The 17,235-nt window shown below is 68.9% G+C and carries 15 protein-coding genes and 1 riboswitch; of the genes, 8 read left to right on the forward strand and 7 right to left on the reverse strand.

The genetic code is table 11. The annotated features are described in order from the left end of the window. The first annotated feature begins 139 nt into the window (after positions 1-139). Complete coding sequence (locus tag BST10_RS07555) at positions 140-286, forward strand: zinc-binding dehydrogenase (RefSeq protein WP_235673537.1); 147 nt, start codon at positions 140-142, stop codon at positions 284-286. An 8-nt stretch (positions 287-294) separates the two neighbouring features. Here BST10_RS07555 and BST10_RS07560 read toward each other — a convergent pair whose 3' ends face one another. Beyond that, positions 295-861, reverse strand: coding sequence for an ester cyclase (locus BST10_RS07560; RefSeq protein ID WP_083037281.1), 567 nt, complete (start codon positions 859-861; stop codon positions 295-297). Positions 862-971: 110 nt separating this feature from the next. On the opposite strand from BST10_RS07560, the gene BST10_RS07565 reads away from it, so the two are divergent. From BST10_RS07565 to BST10_RS07575, 3 genes are read left to right on the forward strand one after another with little or no spacing between them, the layout of a single operon-like run. Then, the gene (locus tag BST10_RS07565; protein WP_083037282.1) at positions 972-1,724 is read left to right on the forward strand and encodes an SDR family oxidoreductase; all 753 of its coding nucleotides are present in this window, start codon (positions 972-974) and stop codon (positions 1,722-1,724) included. Further along, positions 1,721-2,146, forward strand: coding sequence for a hypothetical protein (locus BST10_RS07570; protein WP_083037283.1), 426 nt, complete (start codon positions 1,721-1,723; stop codon positions 2,144-2,146). The genes BST10_RS07565 and BST10_RS07570 overlap by 4 nt, the downstream gene beginning before the upstream one ends. Beyond that, entirely contained in the window at positions 2,143-3,825 is a 1,683-nt protein-coding gene (locus BST10_RS07575) for a GMC oxidoreductase (RefSeq protein WP_083037284.1), read from the forward strand. The genes BST10_RS07570 and BST10_RS07575 overlap by 4 nt, the downstream gene beginning before the upstream one ends. Positions 3,826-3,838: 13 nt before the next feature. Here BST10_RS07575 and BST10_RS07580 read toward each other — a convergent pair whose 3' ends face one another. The 5 genes from BST10_RS07580 to BST10_RS07600 are packed head-to-tail and all read right to left on the reverse strand — an operon-like array spanning position 3,839 to position 9,902. Next, the gene (locus BST10_RS07580) at positions 3,839-5,194 is read right to left on the reverse strand and encodes a TIGR01777 family oxidoreductase (protein WP_083037285.1); all 1,356 of its coding nucleotides are present in this window, start codon (positions 5,192-5,194) and stop codon (positions 3,839-3,841) included. Positions 5,195-5,224: 30 nt separating this feature from the next. Further along, positions 5,225-6,364 carry an acyl-CoA dehydrogenase family protein gene (locus BST10_RS07585; protein WP_013827793.1) on the reverse strand — a complete coding sequence of 380 codons (1,140 nt, stop codon included), beginning with the start codon at positions 6,362-6,364 and terminating at the stop codon, positions 5,225-5,227. Beyond that, positions 6,365-7,594, reverse strand: coding sequence for an acyl-CoA dehydrogenase family protein (locus BST10_RS07590; protein ID WP_013827794.1), 1,230 nt, complete (start codon positions 7,592-7,594; stop codon positions 6,365-6,367). It lies immediately after the preceding gene. An 8-nt stretch (positions 7,595-7,602) separates the two neighbouring features. Continuing rightward, positions 7,603-9,132 (reverse strand): fatty-acid--CoA ligase FadD5, encoded by a 1,530-nt coding sequence (gene fadD5, locus BST10_RS07595; RefSeq protein WP_083037286.1) that lies wholly within the window; start codon positions 9,130-9,132, stop codon positions 7,603-7,605. Beyond that, the gene (locus BST10_RS07600) at positions 9,129-9,902 is read right to left on the reverse strand and encodes an enoyl-CoA hydratase (RefSeq protein WP_083037287.1); all 774 of its coding nucleotides are present in this window, start codon (positions 9,900-9,902) and stop codon (positions 9,129-9,131) included. The genes fadD5 and BST10_RS07600 overlap by 4 nt, the downstream gene beginning before the upstream one ends. A gap of 82 nt (positions 9,903-9,984) precedes the next feature. On the opposite strand from BST10_RS07600, the gene BST10_RS07605 reads away from it, so the two are divergent. Next, positions 9,985-11,199 (forward strand): TetR/AcrR family transcriptional regulator, encoded by a 1,215-nt coding sequence (locus tag BST10_RS07605; protein ID WP_083037288.1) that lies wholly within the window; start codon positions 9,985-9,987, stop codon positions 11,197-11,199. Between the two features lie 86 nt (positions 11,200-11,285). Then, on the forward strand, positions 11,286-11,600 hold the full coding sequence (locus BST10_RS07610; protein WP_235673699.1) for a DoxX family protein: 315 nt from the start codon (positions 11,286-11,288) through the stop codon (positions 11,598-11,600). Positions 11,601-11,851: 251 nt separating this feature from the next. Here the strand turns inward: BST10_RS07610 and BST10_RS07620 are convergent, their stop codons facing one another. After that, on the reverse strand, positions 11,852-12,241 hold the full coding sequence (locus BST10_RS07620) for an ArsR/SmtB family transcription factor (RefSeq protein WP_083037345.1): 390 nt from the start codon (positions 12,239-12,241) through the stop codon (positions 11,852-11,854). Positions 12,242-12,446: 205 nt separating this feature from the next. Here BST10_RS07620 and BST10_RS07625 point away from each other — a divergent pair, with 205 nt between their 5' ends. Continuing rightward, positions 12,447-16,679, forward strand: coding sequence for a cation-translocating P-type ATPase (locus BST10_RS07625; RefSeq protein ID WP_371869075.1), 4,233 nt, complete (start codon positions 12,447-12,449; stop codon positions 16,677-16,679). 34 nt (positions 16,680-16,713) lie between these two features. Next, positions 16,714-17,112 carry a nuclear transport factor 2 family protein gene (locus BST10_RS07630; RefSeq protein WP_083037291.1) on the forward strand — a complete coding sequence of 133 codons (399 nt, stop codon included), beginning with the start codon at positions 16,714-16,716 and terminating at the stop codon, positions 17,110-17,112. A 39-nt stretch (positions 17,113-17,151) separates the two neighbouring features. Further along, a riboswitch (Fluoride riboswitch) is annotated at positions 17,152-17,212 on the forward strand. Positions 17,213-17,235: the final 23 nt, after the last annotated feature.

Raw genomic sequence — 17,235 nt, forward strand, 5'->3', positions numbered from 1 at the left:
GGAGCGCCATACTCAGGACATCGCGCGTCGCATCGGCAGATAACCATCGCCAAGCGGTGGATGGGCGCGTTCCGGAATTGGCCATACCGCGTTCCGGGGTGAAGGAGTCGACCCGGGTTTTGCGCTGTCAGATGTTCCGGTGCAGGACATCGCCGCCAAGGTGCGCGACGGTCACCTGGATGCCAAGCCCGCCCGCGTCTTCTCCTTCGATCAGATCCGCGACGCGCATCGGGTCATGGAGGCCGGAGAGGCCACCGGCAAGATGGTCGTCGTGGTCGACGAGTGAGGCTGTGGCTACTCGGAGCCGGCCAGATCCGCCGCCGCGGTGTTGACCAGCAGCGGATCGGGCTCGGCCGCCATCGCCAACAGCCCGCGCACCCCGCGTATCACCAACGGCCAGTTGCGCGGGTCGCGCAGGTTGAGCCCGCCGAGGAGTTGCTTGAGCATCGACAGCGTGTCGAAGTAGATCCGTTCGGCGATCAGCTTCTCGTGCTCGTCGAAGACGAAGTAGGCCGTCATCCGGGTGCGGTGCCGCGACCCGGTCGCCGGAACGCCGCCCAAGGGGCCCAGATGTGTTCCGAGCAGCCAGAATTCGACGATCACCGCGTCGGCGCTGTGCCGCAGCGCGATGATCTCGTGGTCCTGGTCGGGGAAGGCGATGCGGGTGTTGCGGTAGTAGGCGCGGACCTCGGTGTCGCCGTCGTGCACGGTCAGCGTGGGAATGATCTCGTAGTGCGGTTGGGGAAACGTGGCCAGCACGTCGTCCCAGTCCTGGCGCACCTCGTCGTGGAAGTGGTCGAGGACGAGTTTCTCCCGTGCCCGCAACACCTCGGCGGGCGGCACGGCGAAGCGGTCGGTCATGGCATCCTCCAGACAAAATCCCGCGGGGCGGCAACAATAGGCAGGGTTAATCCTGACCGGCGACGCGATTTCCGTCCGGAGAATCGCAGCCCGGCCTGAAGGAGCCACTCATGAAGATCGCGGTTGCCGGCGGAACCGGCAAGACCGGACGCCACGTTGTCGACCAACTCCGCGACCAGGGGCACCAACCGGTGATTCTCGCCCGCGCCCACGGGGTCGACCTGATCCAGAACACCGGCATCGATACCGCGCTCGACGGCGTCGACGCCGTCATCGACGTCACCGATTTCGCGACCATGAACGCAAAGAAGGCGCGGGCCTCCTTCGGCGGCGCCACGGCGAATCTGCTTGCCGGTGCCCAGCGCAACGGAGTTCGCCACCACGTCGCGTTGTCGATCATCGGCATCGACCGGGCGCCCACCGGCTACTACCAGGGCAAGCTGCGCCAGGAAGAAGTGGTGCAGGCCGGACCCGTTCCGTGGACGATCCTGCGGGCCGCCCAATTCCACGAATTCGCGGCTCAAGTCCTCGCACAGCTGCCCGGCCCGATCGCGCTGGTTCCGAAAATGCGCTCGCAACCCATCGCCGTCAGCGAAGTCGCCGCCCACCTGGTGGACCTCGCCACCGGGGAACCCCAGCAGATGGCGCCGGAGCTGGCCGGCCCGCGCGTGGAATCGGTGGTCGACATGGCCCGGCAGTTGATCCGGCGACGCGGTGAGCACCGGCTCGTCCTTCCGCTTCGGGTGCCCGGCGCGGCCGGCAAGGCCATGGCCGGCGGCGCACTGCTGCCGACACAACCCGGCCCCAGGGGCCGTCAAACGTATGCTGACTGGCTGGCCGCCCTCACCCCGGAGAGCACATGAACCTCATCGTGCATCGCGTTTGCCTCATCTTGTTGACCATCGTCGGCATCAGCCTCGGCGGGTGGGCATACTTTGCGCCGCTGAACTGGTACAGCACGTTTCCCGGCATGGGCATGCACTGGTTGCCGGTGCTCGGCCCGTATAACGAGCATTTCGTGAAGGACGTCGGCTCCTTGTTCTTCGGGTTCGCGGTGCTCAGCGCCCTGGCGCTGTACTACCTGCGCAACCGCCCCGTCGTCGTGATCACGGCGGTCAGCTGGTCGGTCTTCAATGTGCTGCACTTGATCTACCACCTCGGCATGCTGCACATGTACGGCCCGCGCGACGCGGTACTGAACGTCGTCAGCCTGGGCCTGCTGCTGGTGCTGTCGGTGCTTCTGCTCATCCCCGCACGCCGACACGCCACCGAGGACCACGCATGACATCCGACTACGACGTGGTGGTGATCGGCTCGGGTTTCGGCGGCAGTGTGGCGGCGTTGCGCCTGACCGAGAAGGGGTACCGGGTCGCCGTGTTGGATATGGGCCGCCGGTGGGCGCCCGCCGACTTCCCGCCCAACAACTGGCACGTCCGCAAGGCCATGTGGGCGCCGAAACTGGGCTGCTACGGCCCGCAGCGGCTGACCGTGTTGGGCAAGACGTTCATCGCCAGCGCGGTCGGGGTCGGCGGGGGATCGTTGATCTACGGCAACACCCTCTACGAGCCGTTGGAGCGGTTCTACACCGATCCGCAGTGGGCGCACATCACCGACTGGAAATCCGAACTCGCGCCGTACTACGAGCAGGCCCGGCGCATGCTCGGGGTAACGCCCACCCCGCACACCACCCCCGCCGATGAGGTGTTGCTGGCGGTGGCCCGTGAGCTCGGGGTCGACGACACCTACCACCCGACCAACGTCGGGGTGTTCTTCGGTGACGAACCCGGAAAGACCGTCGCGGACCCGTACTTCGGCGGCGCCGGACCGGAGCGCGCCGGCTGCATCGGCTGCGCACAATGCTTCACCGGCTGCCCGCACAACGCCAAGAACACCACCGAGACCAACTACCTGTATTTGGCCGAACACGCCGGCGCGCAGATCCATCCGCTGACCAAGGTCACCGATGTGCGCCCGGACGGCGACGGCGGTTACCTCGTCAGCACGGTTCGCACCGGCCGGTGGCTGCGCAAGCACAAACGGGATTTCACCGCGCGCCAAGTGGTGTTCGCCGCCGCGTCACTGGGCACCCAGCGGCTGCTGCACCAGCTGCGCGACACCGGATCACTGCCGCAGCTGTCCCCGCGGCTGGGGGAGCTGACGCGCACCAATTCCGAAGAGGTGCCGGTGGTGTTCGCACCCGACCGTGACGACTTCGCCCAGGGCGTGGCGATCACCTCGTCGATCCACCCCGAGGCCAACACCCACGTCGAGGTGTGCCGCTACGGCAAGGGGTCCAACCTACTGTCGATGATGGGCACCCACCTGGTCGACGGCGGCCCGTGGCGTTTCGCGCGGCTGATGCTGACCATCGCACGCCACCCGGCAATGATGTTGCACAGCATGTTCCCGCGCAACGCATCGTCGCATTCGATCATCATCCTGGTGATGCAGTCACTGGACAACTCGCTGACCACCTACCGCAAACGTGGCCTGTTCGGCACCCGGATGACCGCGAAACAAGGTGTGGGCGAACCCAATCCGGACTGGATTCCGATCGCGCACGACGTGGCGCGACGTATGGCCGCCCACGTCGGCGGGTTCGCCGGCGGCACCTACCTCGACGCCCTCAACATCCCGCTGACCGCGCACTTCATCGGAGGCTGCCCGATCGGCGACTCCGCGCAAACCGGTGTCATCGACCCCTATCAGCGGGTCTTCGGCCACCCCGGTCTGCATGTCGTCGACGGTTCGGCCATCACCGCCAACCTGGGCGTCAACCCGTCGTTCACCATCACCGCGCAAGCCGAACGGGCCATGGCATTGTGGCCCAACTATGGTGAACCGGACCCCCGTCCACCGCTCGGGGCGCCGTATCGCCGCATTGCGCCGGTGTTCCCACAGCACCCGACGGTGCCCGACAGCGCTCCCGGCGCACTGCGGTTGCCGCTGACGCCGTCGGGATAGGACGGGCGGTTTCCTAGCCCGCCCGGCCAAGCAGATGCCGGAGCGCCGGTTCGTGTTCGGGCATGCGGAACCGGTGATCGGCATTGCGTAGCCGCTCGGGCAGCACACGCTGGCTCGCCAACGCCAGCTCACGTGCGCCCTGGTCGCCGAGCAACACGCGTGGCCCCAGCCGCGGGACCGGCAGCATCGTGGGCCGGTGTAGTACTCGGCCGAGCGTGTTGGTGTACTCGCTGTTGCGCACCGGGTTCGGGGCGACGGCATTGACGGCCCCGGACAGGCCGGTGTCCCACAGCGCGCGGTGATAGATGTCGATCAAGTCGTCGATCCCGATCCACGACAGCCACTGCCGGCCGTCGCCGAGCCGCCCGCCCAGCCCGGCGGAGAACAGCGGCCGCAGCAGTCGCAGCGTCCCGCCGCGCGGTGATTGCACAATGCCGGTGCGGACCCGGACCACGCGCCTGCCGGACTGCGCTGCCGGGGCGAGCGCGTCCTCCCAGTCGGCGACGACATCGGCGAGAAACCCGTCCCCGCGTTGACTGTCCTCGGTCAGCACCTCGTCGCCACGGTCGTAACCGTAGTAGCCGACCGCAGAGGCGCAGACCAGTGTGGTCGGTCCGTCGGTGCCCCCGGCGACCAACTCGGCGAGCCGTCGGGTCGGTCCGATCCGGCTGTCACGGATCGCCCGCCGGTGCCCGGCGGTGAAGCGGCCCGCGATCGAAGCCCCGGCCAGATGAATCACCGCATCGACGCCGGCCAACAGCTCGGGATCTGGGTTCTCGGGATCCCATTGCCGCTCATCGGAACTGCCCGCGGGACGTCGCACCAACCGGATCACCCGATGGCCCCCGGTGCTCAAGAACGCGGTCAGGGCCGAGCCGACGAGACCGGATGACCCGGTGACGGCCACCGTGATCGGCCCCAGGCCGTGTTGTCCGGCGCGGCGATGGGCGGCGATGTCGTCGGCCAGTTGCCGATGCCGATAGACGAACATCGGTCGGAGCATCGACCCGGGTATCGGGGTGTCGATCACGTCGGTCATCCGCGTTACACCCTCGCCGAGATCGTCGAACTCATGGGTGTGCCGCCACCGCATCGCCAACCGGGTCGGCAGCGACGCCAAGCCATGACCACCGAGCTCATCGACGAACCGTCGAGGCGGGTCATAGCCGGCCGCCTGGTGTTCGGCGATCCAGCGAAGCCCGCCCGGAAGGGCCAGTACGGCCGTGCCGTCGCGCACCGAGCCGGCCTCGGCGATCAGCCGCATCCGCTGCCACGGCGCGCTCAACCGGGTGAACGCCCCCGGCCGCTCATGCCAGGCGAACACTTCCGCTTGCGGCGCCGCCACCGTGCTGGAGAAAACCAGACCCATGTCTCGACGCTACCGGCAGCGACGACGCGGTCAGCCGACCGCGGTCAGGCCCGCATACCGGGCCAGGTGCCGGTCGCGGGAACCGAATTGGTATTCGATCGCGGTCAGCCGCTTGAAGTAGTGGCCGAGCGCCAACTCCTCGGTCATGCCCATCGCACCGTGGGTCTGCACCGCGCTCTGCCCGACGAACCGGGCGGCGCGCGCCACGGTGGCCTTCGCCGCCGACACCGCCCGGGCCCGCTCCGCCGGTTCCGCGCCGAGCTTCATGATCGCCAGGTACTGCGCGGCGACGGCCTGTTCGACCTCTAAGTACATGTCCACCATGCGGTGCTGCAACACCTGGAACGAGGAGATGGGCTGGCCGAACTGCTGACGCTGCTTGGTGTAGTCGACGGTGTCGGCCAGCACCCGTCGCAGGCAGCCCACCGCCTCGGACACGATCGCCGCGGTGGCCTCGTCGGCGGTCTGCTCCAGCGCCGGCCATGCTCGGCCCTCGGCGCCCAGCAGCGCGTCGGCGGACAGCCGCAGACCGTCGAATGTCAGGTCGGCGGCTCGGCGGTCGTCGATGGTGCGCAACGGCTCCATGGCCACACTCGTCTGGTCCAGGTCGAGCAGGAACAGCGAGATACCGATGGTGTCCCGCTGTGCACCCGACGTCCGGGCGGTCACCAGCAGATGGCTGGCCAGCGGTCCCGACGACACCGCGATCTTGGCGCCGTCGAGCACCCAGTGATCGCCGTCGCGGCGCGCCGTGGTGGTCACGTCATGCCAGGTCCCGGCCGAGGCGGGTTCCTCTACGGCCACCGCGACGACCGCGTCTCCGGCCGCGATCCGCGTCAGCAATGCTTCGGCCTGCGGGCCGCCCGCGCGCTGCAACAAGCCACCGGCGAGCACGACGGTCTCGACGAACGGCTCGATGACCAGCGCATGCCCAAGCGCCTCGGTGATGATCATCAGCTCGATGGGCCCGCCGCCCAGCCCGCCGGTGCTCTCGGGCAGGGTCGCGCCGAGGATGCCCAGATCGTCGGCGAAGGCGCGCCAGATGTTCGGCTGCCAGCCGGCGCCCGTCTTGGCCGCAGCGCGGCTGCGCTCCAAATCGTAGCGGTCAGCGAGGAACTTGCCGACCGTGGTGCGCAGCAGTTCCTGTTCGTCGGTGAACGAGAAGTCCATCTATAACCCCAATGCTGCCTTGGCCAGAATGTTGCGTTGAATCTCGTTGCTGCCCGCGTAGATCGAGCCGGCGCGGTCGTTGAAGTAGCGCAGCGGAGCCACCGCCTGCCACGGCTGGCCACCGACGTAGCCGTTCTCCGGCGGGACGAAGTCGGGGACCGGCCCGCCGGGCATGGTGGCGTGCGGCTGATAGATGCGGCCACGCGGACCGGCGGCCTCCAGCGCCAGTTCGGTGATCGTCTGGCTCAGTTCGGTGCCCAGGATCTTCAGCATCGAGGCCGCGGGTCCGGGGTCGTGGCCCTTGGCCAGCGCGGCGATGGTGCGGAACTCCAGGATCTCCAGGATGTCGGTGCGGATCCGGACATCGGCCAGTCGCAGCCGAAACGCCGGATCGTCGGTAAGCGGGGTGCCGTCCGGACCCGGCTGCCCGGCGGCCTGGTCGGCCACCGCGTCGGCCCACACCTGCAGCATCGGGGCCATCGCCCCGCCCCGCTCGAAGTTGAGCAGGTACTTCGCGACGGTCCAGCCGTCGTCGATCCGCCCCAGCACGTTGGCCTTCGGCACCCGCACTTCGTCGAAGAACACCTGGTTCTGCACCTCCTCGCCGGAGGTCATCACCAGCGGGCGGATCTCGATACCCGGTGTCGTCATGTCGATGAGCAGGAAGGTGATGCCTTCCTGCTTCTTGCCGGTGCGCGACGTGCGGACCAGGCAGAAGATCCAGTTGGCCTCGGTGGCGTGGGTGGTCCAGATCTTGCTGCCGGTACAGACGAGATCATCACCGTCGTCGACTGCGGCCATGGACAGCGAGGCCAGGTCCGAGCCGGACTCCGGCTCGGAGTAGCCCTGGCAGAAGAACACCTCGCCGGTGAGAATCCGCGGCAGGAACCAGTCCTTCTGCTCGGCGGTGCCGAAGCCGATGATCGCGTGCGCCACCATCCTGATGCCCATCGGGGAAAGCGCCGGTGCACCCGCCAGCGCGCATTCGCGGCTGAAGATGTAGTGCTGCAACGGCGTCCAGTCGCAGCCGCCGTATTCGACCGGCCACGCCGGTGCGGCCCAACCGCGTTCGTGCAGGATCGCCTGCCAGGCCATGCTCGCCTCGTGGTCGGCGTACACACTTGTCATCAGGGTTCCGGCGCGACGCAGCTCCGGGGTCAGGTGTTCGGAGAGAAACGCGCGAACCTCGTCGCGGAATGCCGCTTCCTCGGCCGACCAATTGAGATCCACTGTCACTCCTAGCCGTACGTCTTGCGCAGCTGCGGTTTGACCACCTTGCCGCTGGCATTGCGGGGCAACTCGTCGACCAGCACGAGTTCCTTGGGGTGCTTGTAGCGGGCGAGCCGCTCGTTGAGGAAGGGCTCCAGGTCGCCCAGTGTCAGTGACTGCGACTCAGCCGCCACTGCCACAACGGCCACCGGGACCTCGCCCCATTTGTCGTCGGCTCGCCCGATCACGGCCGCCTCCCGGATCTGCGGGTGCTCGAACAGCGCGTTCTCCACCTCGGCGCAGTAGATGTTCTCGCCGCCGGAGATGATCATGTCCTTCTTGCGGTCGACGACGTAGACGAAGCCCTCCTCGTCGACGCGCACCAGGTCACCGGAGTGGAACCAGCCGCCGGCGAACGCCTCGGCGGTCGCCTCCGGCTTGTTCCAGTAGCCCTGCATCAATGTCGGTCCGCGGTAGACGATCTCGCCGATCTCGCCGGGGGCCACATCATTCATGTTCTCGTCGACGACCCGGGCAGCGATGGTCGGGATCACCTTGCCGACCGAGCCGAGCTTGCGGATGGCGTCCTTCCCGTCGAGGACACAGGTGATCGGCGACATCTCGGTCTGGCCGAACACCGCGACGTTGAGCGCATCGGGGAACGTCTCCGCCATCGCCCGCAGCACGGTGTCCGATGCGGGTGCGGCGCCCCAGCTGATCACCTCCAGGGCCAGATCCCGTTGCCGCACTGTCGGGTCCGCGCAGATCAGCTGCCACTGTGCCGGTACCAGGAACACCGACGTGGCGCGCTCGCTCTCCCAGGCGTCGAGGGTCTCGGCGGCGTTGAACGCACCCAGCGGGTGAATCACCGTCTTGGTGCCCATCACCAGGTTGGGAGCGATGCTGCCCAGGCCGGCGATGTGGAACATCGGTGCGGCGCAGAAATAGACGCTGTCCTGGCTGGTCTGCAGCGCCTGGATGCAGGTCAGCGATTGAGCCTGCAGATTCGAATGGGACAGGATGGCGCCCTTGGGGCTTCCCGTGGTGCCCGAGGTGTACATGATCAACGCCGGGGTGTCCTCGGGGATATCGAGGCCCGGATGTGGTTCTCCGGCTTCGGTGATCAGCGCTTCGTATTCATCGCCCAGCACGACGGCCACGTCAAGTCCGGTGGTGTTCTTGCGGACCGCGTCGATCAGCGGCGCGAGCAGCTGGTCGGTGATGACGCCCTTGGCGCCGCTGTCGGAGACGATGTAGCTGATCTCGGGATCGGTGAGACGGAAATTGACCGGAACGGCGATGGCGCCCAGAGCGTTGATCGCCAACACCGCCTCGACGTACTCGGTGTGGTTGAGCATCACGATCAGGACGCGGTCACCGAAGGAGATGCCACGGCGGAACAGTGCCGCCGCGAGACGTTCCGACCTATCGTGCAGTTGGCGCCAGCTGGTGTCGGTGCCGCGGCAGCGAAAGGCGACGGCGTCGGGGCGCATCTCGGCGTGGATCGCGACCTGGTTCACCCAGTGGTTGCGGCGGGAACGCAACGGTTGTGCGGTCATTCGGCGAACACCGCCTTTCTTTTCTGCAGCATCGCGGTGGCGCCTTCGAGGAAGTCCGGTGAGCCCAGCAGCTCCACCTGACCGGCCTTCTCGCGGGCCAGCGCGGCCTCGAGGGATGCGAGGTTGGTGGCGTTGAGTGCTTGCTTGGTCAATTCCAGCGCGCGACGCGGTCCGTGGGCCAGCTTCTCGGCGGCCTCCTGGACCCGCGCGTCCAGTTCCGCGTCGGGCAGCACCGCGTTGATCAGCCCGGCATCCCTGGCAGCGGTCGCGGGCAGTCGCCCGCCGAGCAGGGCCATCTCGTTGGCCAGCGCCCGTCCGCCGGCGGCGGCGACCAGGGCGGTGGTGCCGCCGTCGGGCATCAGACCGATGTTGGTGAACGACAGCAGGAAATAGGCGCGCTCGGTGGCGTAGATCAGGTCGGCGGCCAGGGCGATACCCACTCCGACGCCGGCGGTAGGTCCGTTGATCCGCGCGATCACCGGCACCGGGGTTTCGGCGATCAAGGTGACCAGGCGGCCGGCGCAATCCATCACCTCGTCGGGCGTGACTCCACCGGCCGTGGCCGACAGGTCGGCGCCGGTGCAGAACGCCTTGCCTTCACCGGTGATGACGATGACCCGCACCTCGGGGTCCGCGGCCGCTCCGGCGAACACGTCGCCGAGGGCGGCCATCGTCGCGTAGTCGATCGCGTTGAGCCGCTCGGGGTTGGTGAGCGTCACGCGCAGTATCCGGCCGTCGCGGGTGGCGGTGAGTTTCGGGGCCTGCAACACGTCACTTCCTCTGTGGACGAAAATGTAAATTGGGGTTAACTTATGGGGATCGTACGGGACTGTCAACACGAGGGGGCGATCAGTGACCACCGGCGGGGGATCCGCGGCCACCACCGCGGTGCGGCGCCGCCCCAAGGACCGCAAGGTGCAGATCGTTCGGGCCGCGGCGCGCGCCTTCAGTGACCGCGGCTATCACGCGGTGGGCGTCGACGAGATCGCCGCCGAGGTCGGCATCTCCGGACCGGCGCTGTACCGGCATTTCACCAACAAGTACGCGCTGCTCGTCGCGACCGCCGAGTACACCGCGCAGGCGCTGGTGACCGCGGCGCAGCGAGCCGACGAGCCGGACAAGCCGCCGCAGGACCGGTTGCGCGCGATCATCGAGGCGCTGATCGAGGCCACTATCGGGATGCGGCGCGAGGGCGCGTTCTACCGGTGGGAACGGCGCTACCTGCAACCGGCGGATCGCGGGCGCATCCGGGGCAGCTACGACGCGCTGAACGCCGCGCTGGCCGAACCGTTGGCCGCGCTGCGTCCGGGGCTCAACGCCGTCGACACCGTGACATTGGCCGCCGCGGCGTTGAGCGTCATCGGCAGCATCTCGGCGCACCGGACCCGCCTGGCCGCCGCGCCGCTGCAGTCTTTGCTGGCTGAGCTGTGCTGGTCGGTGCTGACCAGCACAGACTTGCCCGCTGCGCCGGGCGGTCCCATGCCGCGGCGATCCGAGCGGGGACTGCCGAGCACGTCCAAACGCGAACGACTGCTCACCGAAGCCATTCGGGTGTTCGGGCAGCGCGGCTTCTACGAGGCCAGCATCGAGGAGATCGGCACCGCGGCCGGCTTGCAGGGTTCCAGCGCCTACCGCTACTACCCGAGCAAGGCCGCACTGCTGGTCGCCGCGTTACAGCGTGCCAGTGATCGGGTGTTGCTGGCGATCACCGATGCGCTGGCCGAGTCGAGCGATCCGCGCGAGGCGGCCACCCGCATCGCCGAGCGTTACACCGCGCTGTCGTTCGCCGCGCCCGACTTGATCAACATCTACTTCGCCGAGTTCGCCAACCTGCCCGAGCGCGACCAGACCCATCTTCGGGCGTTGCAACGGCAGAACGTCAACGAGTGGGCCCACCTGCTCGGGCAGGTCGGGTCAGCAGAGACCGAAGCGGTGTTTCGGGTCCATGCGGCGCTCGCCCTCGTCGTCGATATCGGCCGCCTGGTCAACTTCGACGACACCGATGAGCAACGGGCCCGGGTTCATACCCTGATGGAGGCCGTGCTTTTCGGCGCTGAGCCAAGCTGACTCGCTACGATCGCACCGTGACCGCCTCATCATCAGGACCGGCTGTCGGGACTGTTGCCCGCGGCCTCGCCGGGTTGCTGCTCGGTATGGGTATGGCTCATTTCGTCTGGCCGAAGCCGTTCGACGCGATCATCCCGGCTGAACTGCCGGGCAACCCGCGTGTCTACACCCATGCCTCTGGGCTGGGTGAGGCGGTGATCGGGGCACTGCTGCTGTCGCCGCGTACCCGCCGCGGGGCCGGACTTGCCGCGGCCGCCCTGTTCGTCGCGGTGTTCCCGGCGAACGTCAACTGTGTGCGGCTATTCGGGGACAAGCCCTGGCTGAAGGCTGCGATGACCGCGCGGCTGCCGCTGCAGATCCCGATGATCGCCGCCGCGTTGCGGGTGTGGCGCGCCGGTTAGTGGTGCCGGTCTGGGCGCGACCGGTGGCCGCGGGGCTCAGCCGATGTGAAACACGACCTCCAAGACCAGGAAGGCGAAGACGAGCGTTCCGAGGATTCCGGCGACGACGGGCAGTAGCAGCACAGGGTCTCTCATGGACCCAGACGTTATACAGCGGGCATATGTAAAAAATTGAAAAGTGTTGCCGGTCACCACAATTAGGGACTTTTGTCTGTGGCCGGTAACACGCTGTGCGTCGCATGTGGCCTGGATCACCGATCGTCGCGTGGTCCCAGCGGCGGGTCCGGCGCGAGGGTGCCGTCCGGTGCGATGTGGGCGAAGATCTGCTGGAGCATCGTCAGGATGTGCGGGTCGTCGACGGTGTAGATGTGGTGGCGTCCCTCGCGGCGGGCGTGAATCAATCCGGCCAGTCGCAGCTTGGTCAAATGCTGGCTCATGGTGGCGACGTTGATGCCGGCTCGTCCCGCCAAGGTCGTGACGTCATAGGCGCCCTGCGCTGCCAGCCAGAGCACGTGTAGCCGCGCGGGGCTGCTGAGCAGCGCGAACGTGCTGGCCGCCGAGGCGAGCTGCGGCCGGGTCGGTTCTTGGGATCGGCTGGCGGAAGTCATGTCTTCGGGTTGCCGTTCTTCATGTTTTGCCATGGCGGCATTCATTTTGGCCCAACACCCATGGCAGGCTTCGGCAAACAACACATTCGCATAGTTGCGTAAACATCAAAGTGTCGACAGTATTGGGCGGTTGCTGCCGCGGGTTGCAGTGCCCGGGCCGCTCGGAGCCCACCGTCAGATCACACGATTGGTTGTTGTCGACTTGATCCGGACATCCTTGCTACTACGCCCGGTCGCCTTGGGGATTCAGGCGACCACCGCACTCGTCGACGCGACGGTCCGCGGCGCCTCGGCCGCCACCGAGGCGGTCGGCGTCATCGCATCGGCCGGCCTGCAGGTCGCCTCGGTGCCGGTTCGCGAAGCCGGCCGGTTGCGGTCCGGCGAGACGGCATCGCTGACCCGACGTTGTTGGAGCGGCGAGGACCGCGCGTGGATCGAGGTGCGCGGACTGTCCGGTACCGGAGAACTCGGGCGCCACGTGCTCGACGCGCTGGGCGCCCAGCCGGGTGTGCTGTCGGCGAGACTGAACCTCCCGCTGTCGCGGGTCGTGGTGGAGCTTTCGGCCGACGGCGACCGGGCCTCACTGAATGACCTGTGCCGCTTGGTCGCAGCGACCGAACGGCGTTGCCGCGGGGACGACAATCCTGCCGCCGCCGGCACCCCGGCTGCCCCGGCGCCGGCCGCCCTGCCCGGCGACGGCTTGCTGCTGGCCGCCCGCGGCGCGATGGTCGGCGTCAACGCCGCCGGGCTGGCCATCGCGCTCGCCGGATGGGCGTTGCGGTTACCACAGGCGCCGGTCGCCGTCGACGCCGCAGCGGCCCTGGTGAATTACCAGCCGTGGCTGCGCCGCCAACTGATCGACCGGATCGGTACCGGACCGGCCCACACGGTGCTGTCGCTGGTCTCGACCGGTGCGCGCATCGCCACGCTGTCGCCGGCGGCGCTGGCGGTGGATCTGGCGTTGCAGGGCATCAAAGCCGCCGAGAACCAGGCCGGAGCGCAGGCCTGGGTCCGCCACGAGCCGCACCTGGCCCGGCACGCCGAGCAGGCGGAGGTCCAACTGCCCGCACGACCGGTGCCCCTGCCGGAGGGAGCCGCCGATCGCTACGGCAACCGGATGGCGTTCGTGCAGTTGATCGGCGCCGGTCTGGCGGGTGTTTTCAGCCGCAGCGCCACGGTGGCCGCGACCGCGGCGGTGGTGGCCGGGCCCAAGGCCCTGCGCACCACCACCGAAGCGTTCACGGCGACCCTGAGCCGAGCGCTGGTCGAGCAGCATGCGGCACTGCCGTTGCGTCCGGAGGGGCTGCGCCGACTCGACCGGGTCGACGCGGTCCTCATCGATCCTCGGGTGCTCTACCCCGGCGGCGCACGCCACCCGCTGACGACAGCACTGCTGGCCGAGGCGCGGGCATCCGGAGCGCAATTGATCACCCTCGACGTTGCCGAGCTGGGTGAGCTGCGCCCGGCGTTCGATGACCTGGCACCGGCCCGCCACGGGGCCTTCGATGATGCGCTGGCAGCCGCGTTGGCCGGTCTGCAGCAGGACGGGCGCACCGTCGCGGTGCTGTCGTCGACCGCCGCGCAGGCGCTGGCCTCGGCCGATGTCGGCCTTGGAGTCATGCCCGATGCCGCCTCCACCGCACCGCCGTTCGCCGCCGATCTGCTGCTGGCGGATCTGGCCGGCGCCTGGCGGGTGCTGCATGCGCTGCCGGCGGCGCGGGCAGCCACCGAACGGGGCATTTCGCTGTCCACCGGCGCCACCGCCCTCGGTGCGGTGCTCATGGTTCCGGGGGTGCGGGCCGGCCGGGGCAGGGGTCCCGGGCCGGTCACCGCCGGGGCGGCCGCCGGCCTGGTTTCGGGATACCTGCTGGCCCGCGGGGTGGCCCGGACACCAGCGCCGCGACCCGCGCCGGCCTATGAGTGGCACACGATGTCCATCGACGAGGTTCGCGCCATCCTGCCGCCGCCCGACCTGGCCCGGGCCGCAACCGAACTCGCCGAGCAGCCGCCCGCCATGGCGTGGCAGTTCGTCAAGGCGGTGCGCGCCGAGCTGTCCGATCCGTTGATGCCGGTGCTGGCGCTGTCGTCGGCGGCCACCGCGATGCTCGGCTCACCGGTAGACGCGATGCTGGTCAGCACGGTGTTGATCGGCAATTGCATGCTGGCGGCCGCGCAGCAGCTGCAGGCCGAGAACCGGCTGAATCGCCTGCTGGCGCAACAAGCCCCGCCCGCCCGGATCCTCGAGGACGGCGGCTACGGCGAGATCGACGCGGATCGGCTGCTGCCCGGCGCCCTGATCGAGGTCCGCAGCAATGAGGTCGTGCCCGCCGACGCCCGACTGATCGAGACCACCGACCTCGAAGTCGACGAATCCAGTCTGACCGGTGAGTCGTTGACGGTGGACAAGCAGACCGCGGCGACACCGGGCGCCGAACTCGCGGATCGGCGCTGCATGCTCTACGCCGGCACGACGGTCGTCGCGGGCACCGCGGTCGCCCTGGTCACCGCGGTCGGCGCCGACACCCAGGCGCGCCGCGCCGCGGAACTGGCCGCCGGGGAGCTGCCCGTCGTCGGCCTGCAACACCAGCTCAGTCAGCTCATGAGCCGCGCCTTCCCCGCCAGCGCCGCCGGCGGGCTGCTGGTGGGCGTGCTCGGCCTGCTGCGCGGTGGGGGCCTTCGCCAGGCGCTGGGCAATGCGATCGCGGTGGCGGTTGCGGCGGTGCCCGAGGGGATGCCGTTGATGGCGACCCTGGCCCAGCACGCCTCGTCCCAGCGCCTCAGCGGATCCGGTGCGCTGGTCCGCATACCCCGGGCGGTGGAGGCGCTCGGCCGCGTCGAGGTGGTGTGTTTCGACAAGACCGGAACCTTGAGTGAAAACCGGCTGCGCGTGACCCGGGTGCATCCGGTGGCCGGGAACACCGACGACGACGTGCTGCGGTGCGCGGCTAACGCCGCGCCGACCGCCGAGGGCGCCCTGCATGCCCATGCCACTGACCAGGCCGTCATCGAAGCGGCCGCCGACATTGCCGGCCAACGATGGTCGGCTCCGGACGCACATCTGCCGTTCCGCTCCGGCCGGGCGTTCTCGGCGTCGGTATCGGGCCGGGAGCTGGTCGTCAAGGGTGCCCCGGAAGTCGTACTGGCCGCCTGTAAGAGGCTCGGACCGGATGTCGGCAACCCGGTTGCCGCGTTGGCTGCCGGCGGTCTGCGGGTGATCGCGGTGGCGCAGCGCCGGCTGACCGCCGCGCAGGCGCAGTCGCTGCGTGACGATCCCGACGCGATCACCGGTCTATGCCGCAGCGGGTTGAGCCTGATCGGGTTCCTCGGTATCTCCGACACGCCACGCGCCGAGGCGCCACAACTGCTCGCCGACCTCGCCGAGCGGGGCGTAGGGGTCCGGCTGATCACCGGTGATCACCCCGTCACCGCTACTGTGATCGCCGCCGAACTCGGAATGCCGGTCACCGCTGCGCAGGTGATCACCGGCTCGGAATGGAATGCGCTGTCGCGCAAGGACCAGGAACGCGCGGTGGCGCGGCGAGTGATCTTCGCCCGGATGTCGCCGGAGAACAAAGTGCAGGTCGTGCAGACCCTCGAACGCAGCGGTCGGGTCTGCGCCATGGTCGGTGACGGGGCCAACGACGCGGCGGCGATCCGGGCCGCCAGCGTCGGTCTCGGCGTGGTGGCCCGCGGCAGCGACTCGGCGCACACCACCGCCGACATCGTGCTGACCGACGGCCGCATCGGAGCGTTGGCCGACGCCGTCGACGAGGGCCGGCGACTGTGGCGTGGGGTGCAGCTGGCGGTGACCGGGCTGCTCGGCGGCAACGTCGGCGAGGTGATCTTCGGTGTCGTCGGCAGCGCCCTGACCGGGAGCTCGCCGCTGAACAACCGCCAGCTGCTGCTGATGAACATGCTCACCGACGCGCTGCCGGCCACTTCTGTGGCGGTGAGCACTCCCGCCGGGCCGGCCGGCCGCGTCGTGCACGGCATCGACGAACGCAAGCTGATGCGTGCCGTCGCAGTCCGCGGCGCGATCACCGGGGCGGCTGCCAGCGCGGCCTGGGCGATGGCCTCGCTGACCGGACGCCCGCAGCGCGCCGCCACCGTCGCATTGATCACGCTGGTCACCACCGAGCTGGCTCAGACACTGGTCGATTCCCACGCACCGTTGGTGTTGCTCACCGCCGCCGGCTCGTTCGCGACGTTCGCGGCGATGATCAGCCTCCCCGGCATCAGCCAGCTGCTGGGTTGCACCCCGGTGGGCCCGGTGGGCTGGTCGCAGGCCCTGGGGTCGACCGGCGCGGCGGTGCTGGCGATCGCAGCGGCACCCCACCTGCTGCGTTCCGGGCGGGGCGGCTCGCTTGCGCCGGACCGCGACACCGAGGCGACTCGCTCGATGGCCAGCGTGCAGCCGCTGCGACCCGAGGCTGCCGTGACGGCGTCGCTCGTTGCTGCGGCTACGGTGTAGTGCACCGAAGGCAACATGGACCGCGGAGGCTCGCATGCACCCTTTCCGGCAAGCCGTCGAGGCCCGCGACGCCGCGGCCATGGCGGCACAACTGGCCGACGACGTCGTGTTCACCAGTCCGGTGGCGTTCAAGCCGTATGCGGGCAAGCCGATCACCGCGGCGATCTTGCGCGCGGTGCTGCGGGTCTTCGAAGACTTCCGCTACGTCCGCGAGATCGGCGACCCGGCGGGCCGCGATCACGCCCTGCTGTTCGAGGCGTCGGTGGCCGGCAAGCGGCTCACCGGTTGCGATTTCCTGCATCTCGACGCCGACGGCAAGATCGACGACTTCATGGTGATGGTGCGGCCGCTGTCGGCGGCCACCGCGCTGGCCGAGGCCATGGCGGCCCAGTTCGAGCAGATCACCCGGGAGGCCGCTGAGCACGGCGGATAGCCCGAATCAGGGCCGCGCACCGTTCGACCGGTGGTTATAGTTGAGCGCGGCGATGAAGCTCGCCATAACCGCCGCCCCGGCTAATGGCTTCTACCACGTGAATTGCGCGCGGGGTTGGAGGTA

It is taken from the genome of Mycolicibacter algericus DSM 45454, from assembly GCF_002086455.1.
Classification (GTDB): domain Bacteria; phylum Actinomycetota; class Actinomycetes; order Mycobacteriales; family Mycobacteriaceae; genus Mycobacterium; species Mycobacterium algericum.

Bases quoted from the DNA above. Each gene is read 5' to 3' on its own strand.
- BST10_RS07630 (WP_083037291.1), top strand. From the start codon at position 16,714: ATGCACCCTTTCCGGCAAGCCGTCGAGGCCCGCGACGCCGCGGCCATG.
- fadD5 (WP_083037286.1), bottom strand. From the start codon at position 9,132: ATGACCGCACAACCGTTGCGTTCCCGCCGCAACCACTGGGTGAACCAG.
- BST10_RS07565 (WP_083037282.1), top strand. From the start codon at position 972: ATGAAGATCGCGGTTGCCGGCGGAACCGGCAAGACCGGACGCCACGTT.
- BST10_RS07620 (WP_083037345.1), bottom strand. From the start codon at position 12,241: ATGGCAAAACATGAAGAACGGCAACCCGAAGACATGACTTCCGCCAGC.
- BST10_RS07580 (WP_083037285.1), bottom strand. From the start codon at position 5,194: ATGGGTCTGGTTTTCTCCAGCACGGTGGCGGCGCCGCAAGCGGAAGTG.
- BST10_RS07610 (WP_235673699.1), top strand. From the start codon at position 11,286: ATGGGTATGGCTCATTTCGTCTGGCCGAAGCCGTTCGACGCGATCATC.
- BST10_RS07585 (WP_013827793.1), bottom strand. From the start codon at position 6,364: ATGGACTTCTCGTTCACCGACGAACAGGAACTGCTGCGCACCACGGTC.
- BST10_RS07570 (WP_083037283.1), top strand. From the start codon at position 1,721: ATGAACCTCATCGTGCATCGCGTTTGCCTCATCTTGTTGACCATCGTC.
- BST10_RS07575 (WP_083037284.1), top strand. From the start codon at position 2,143: ATGACATCCGACTACGACGTGGTGGTGATCGGCTCGGGTTTCGGCGGC.
- BST10_RS07560 (WP_083037281.1), bottom strand. From the start codon at position 861: ATGACCGACCGCTTCGCCGTGCCGCCCGCCGAGGTGTTGCGGGCACGG.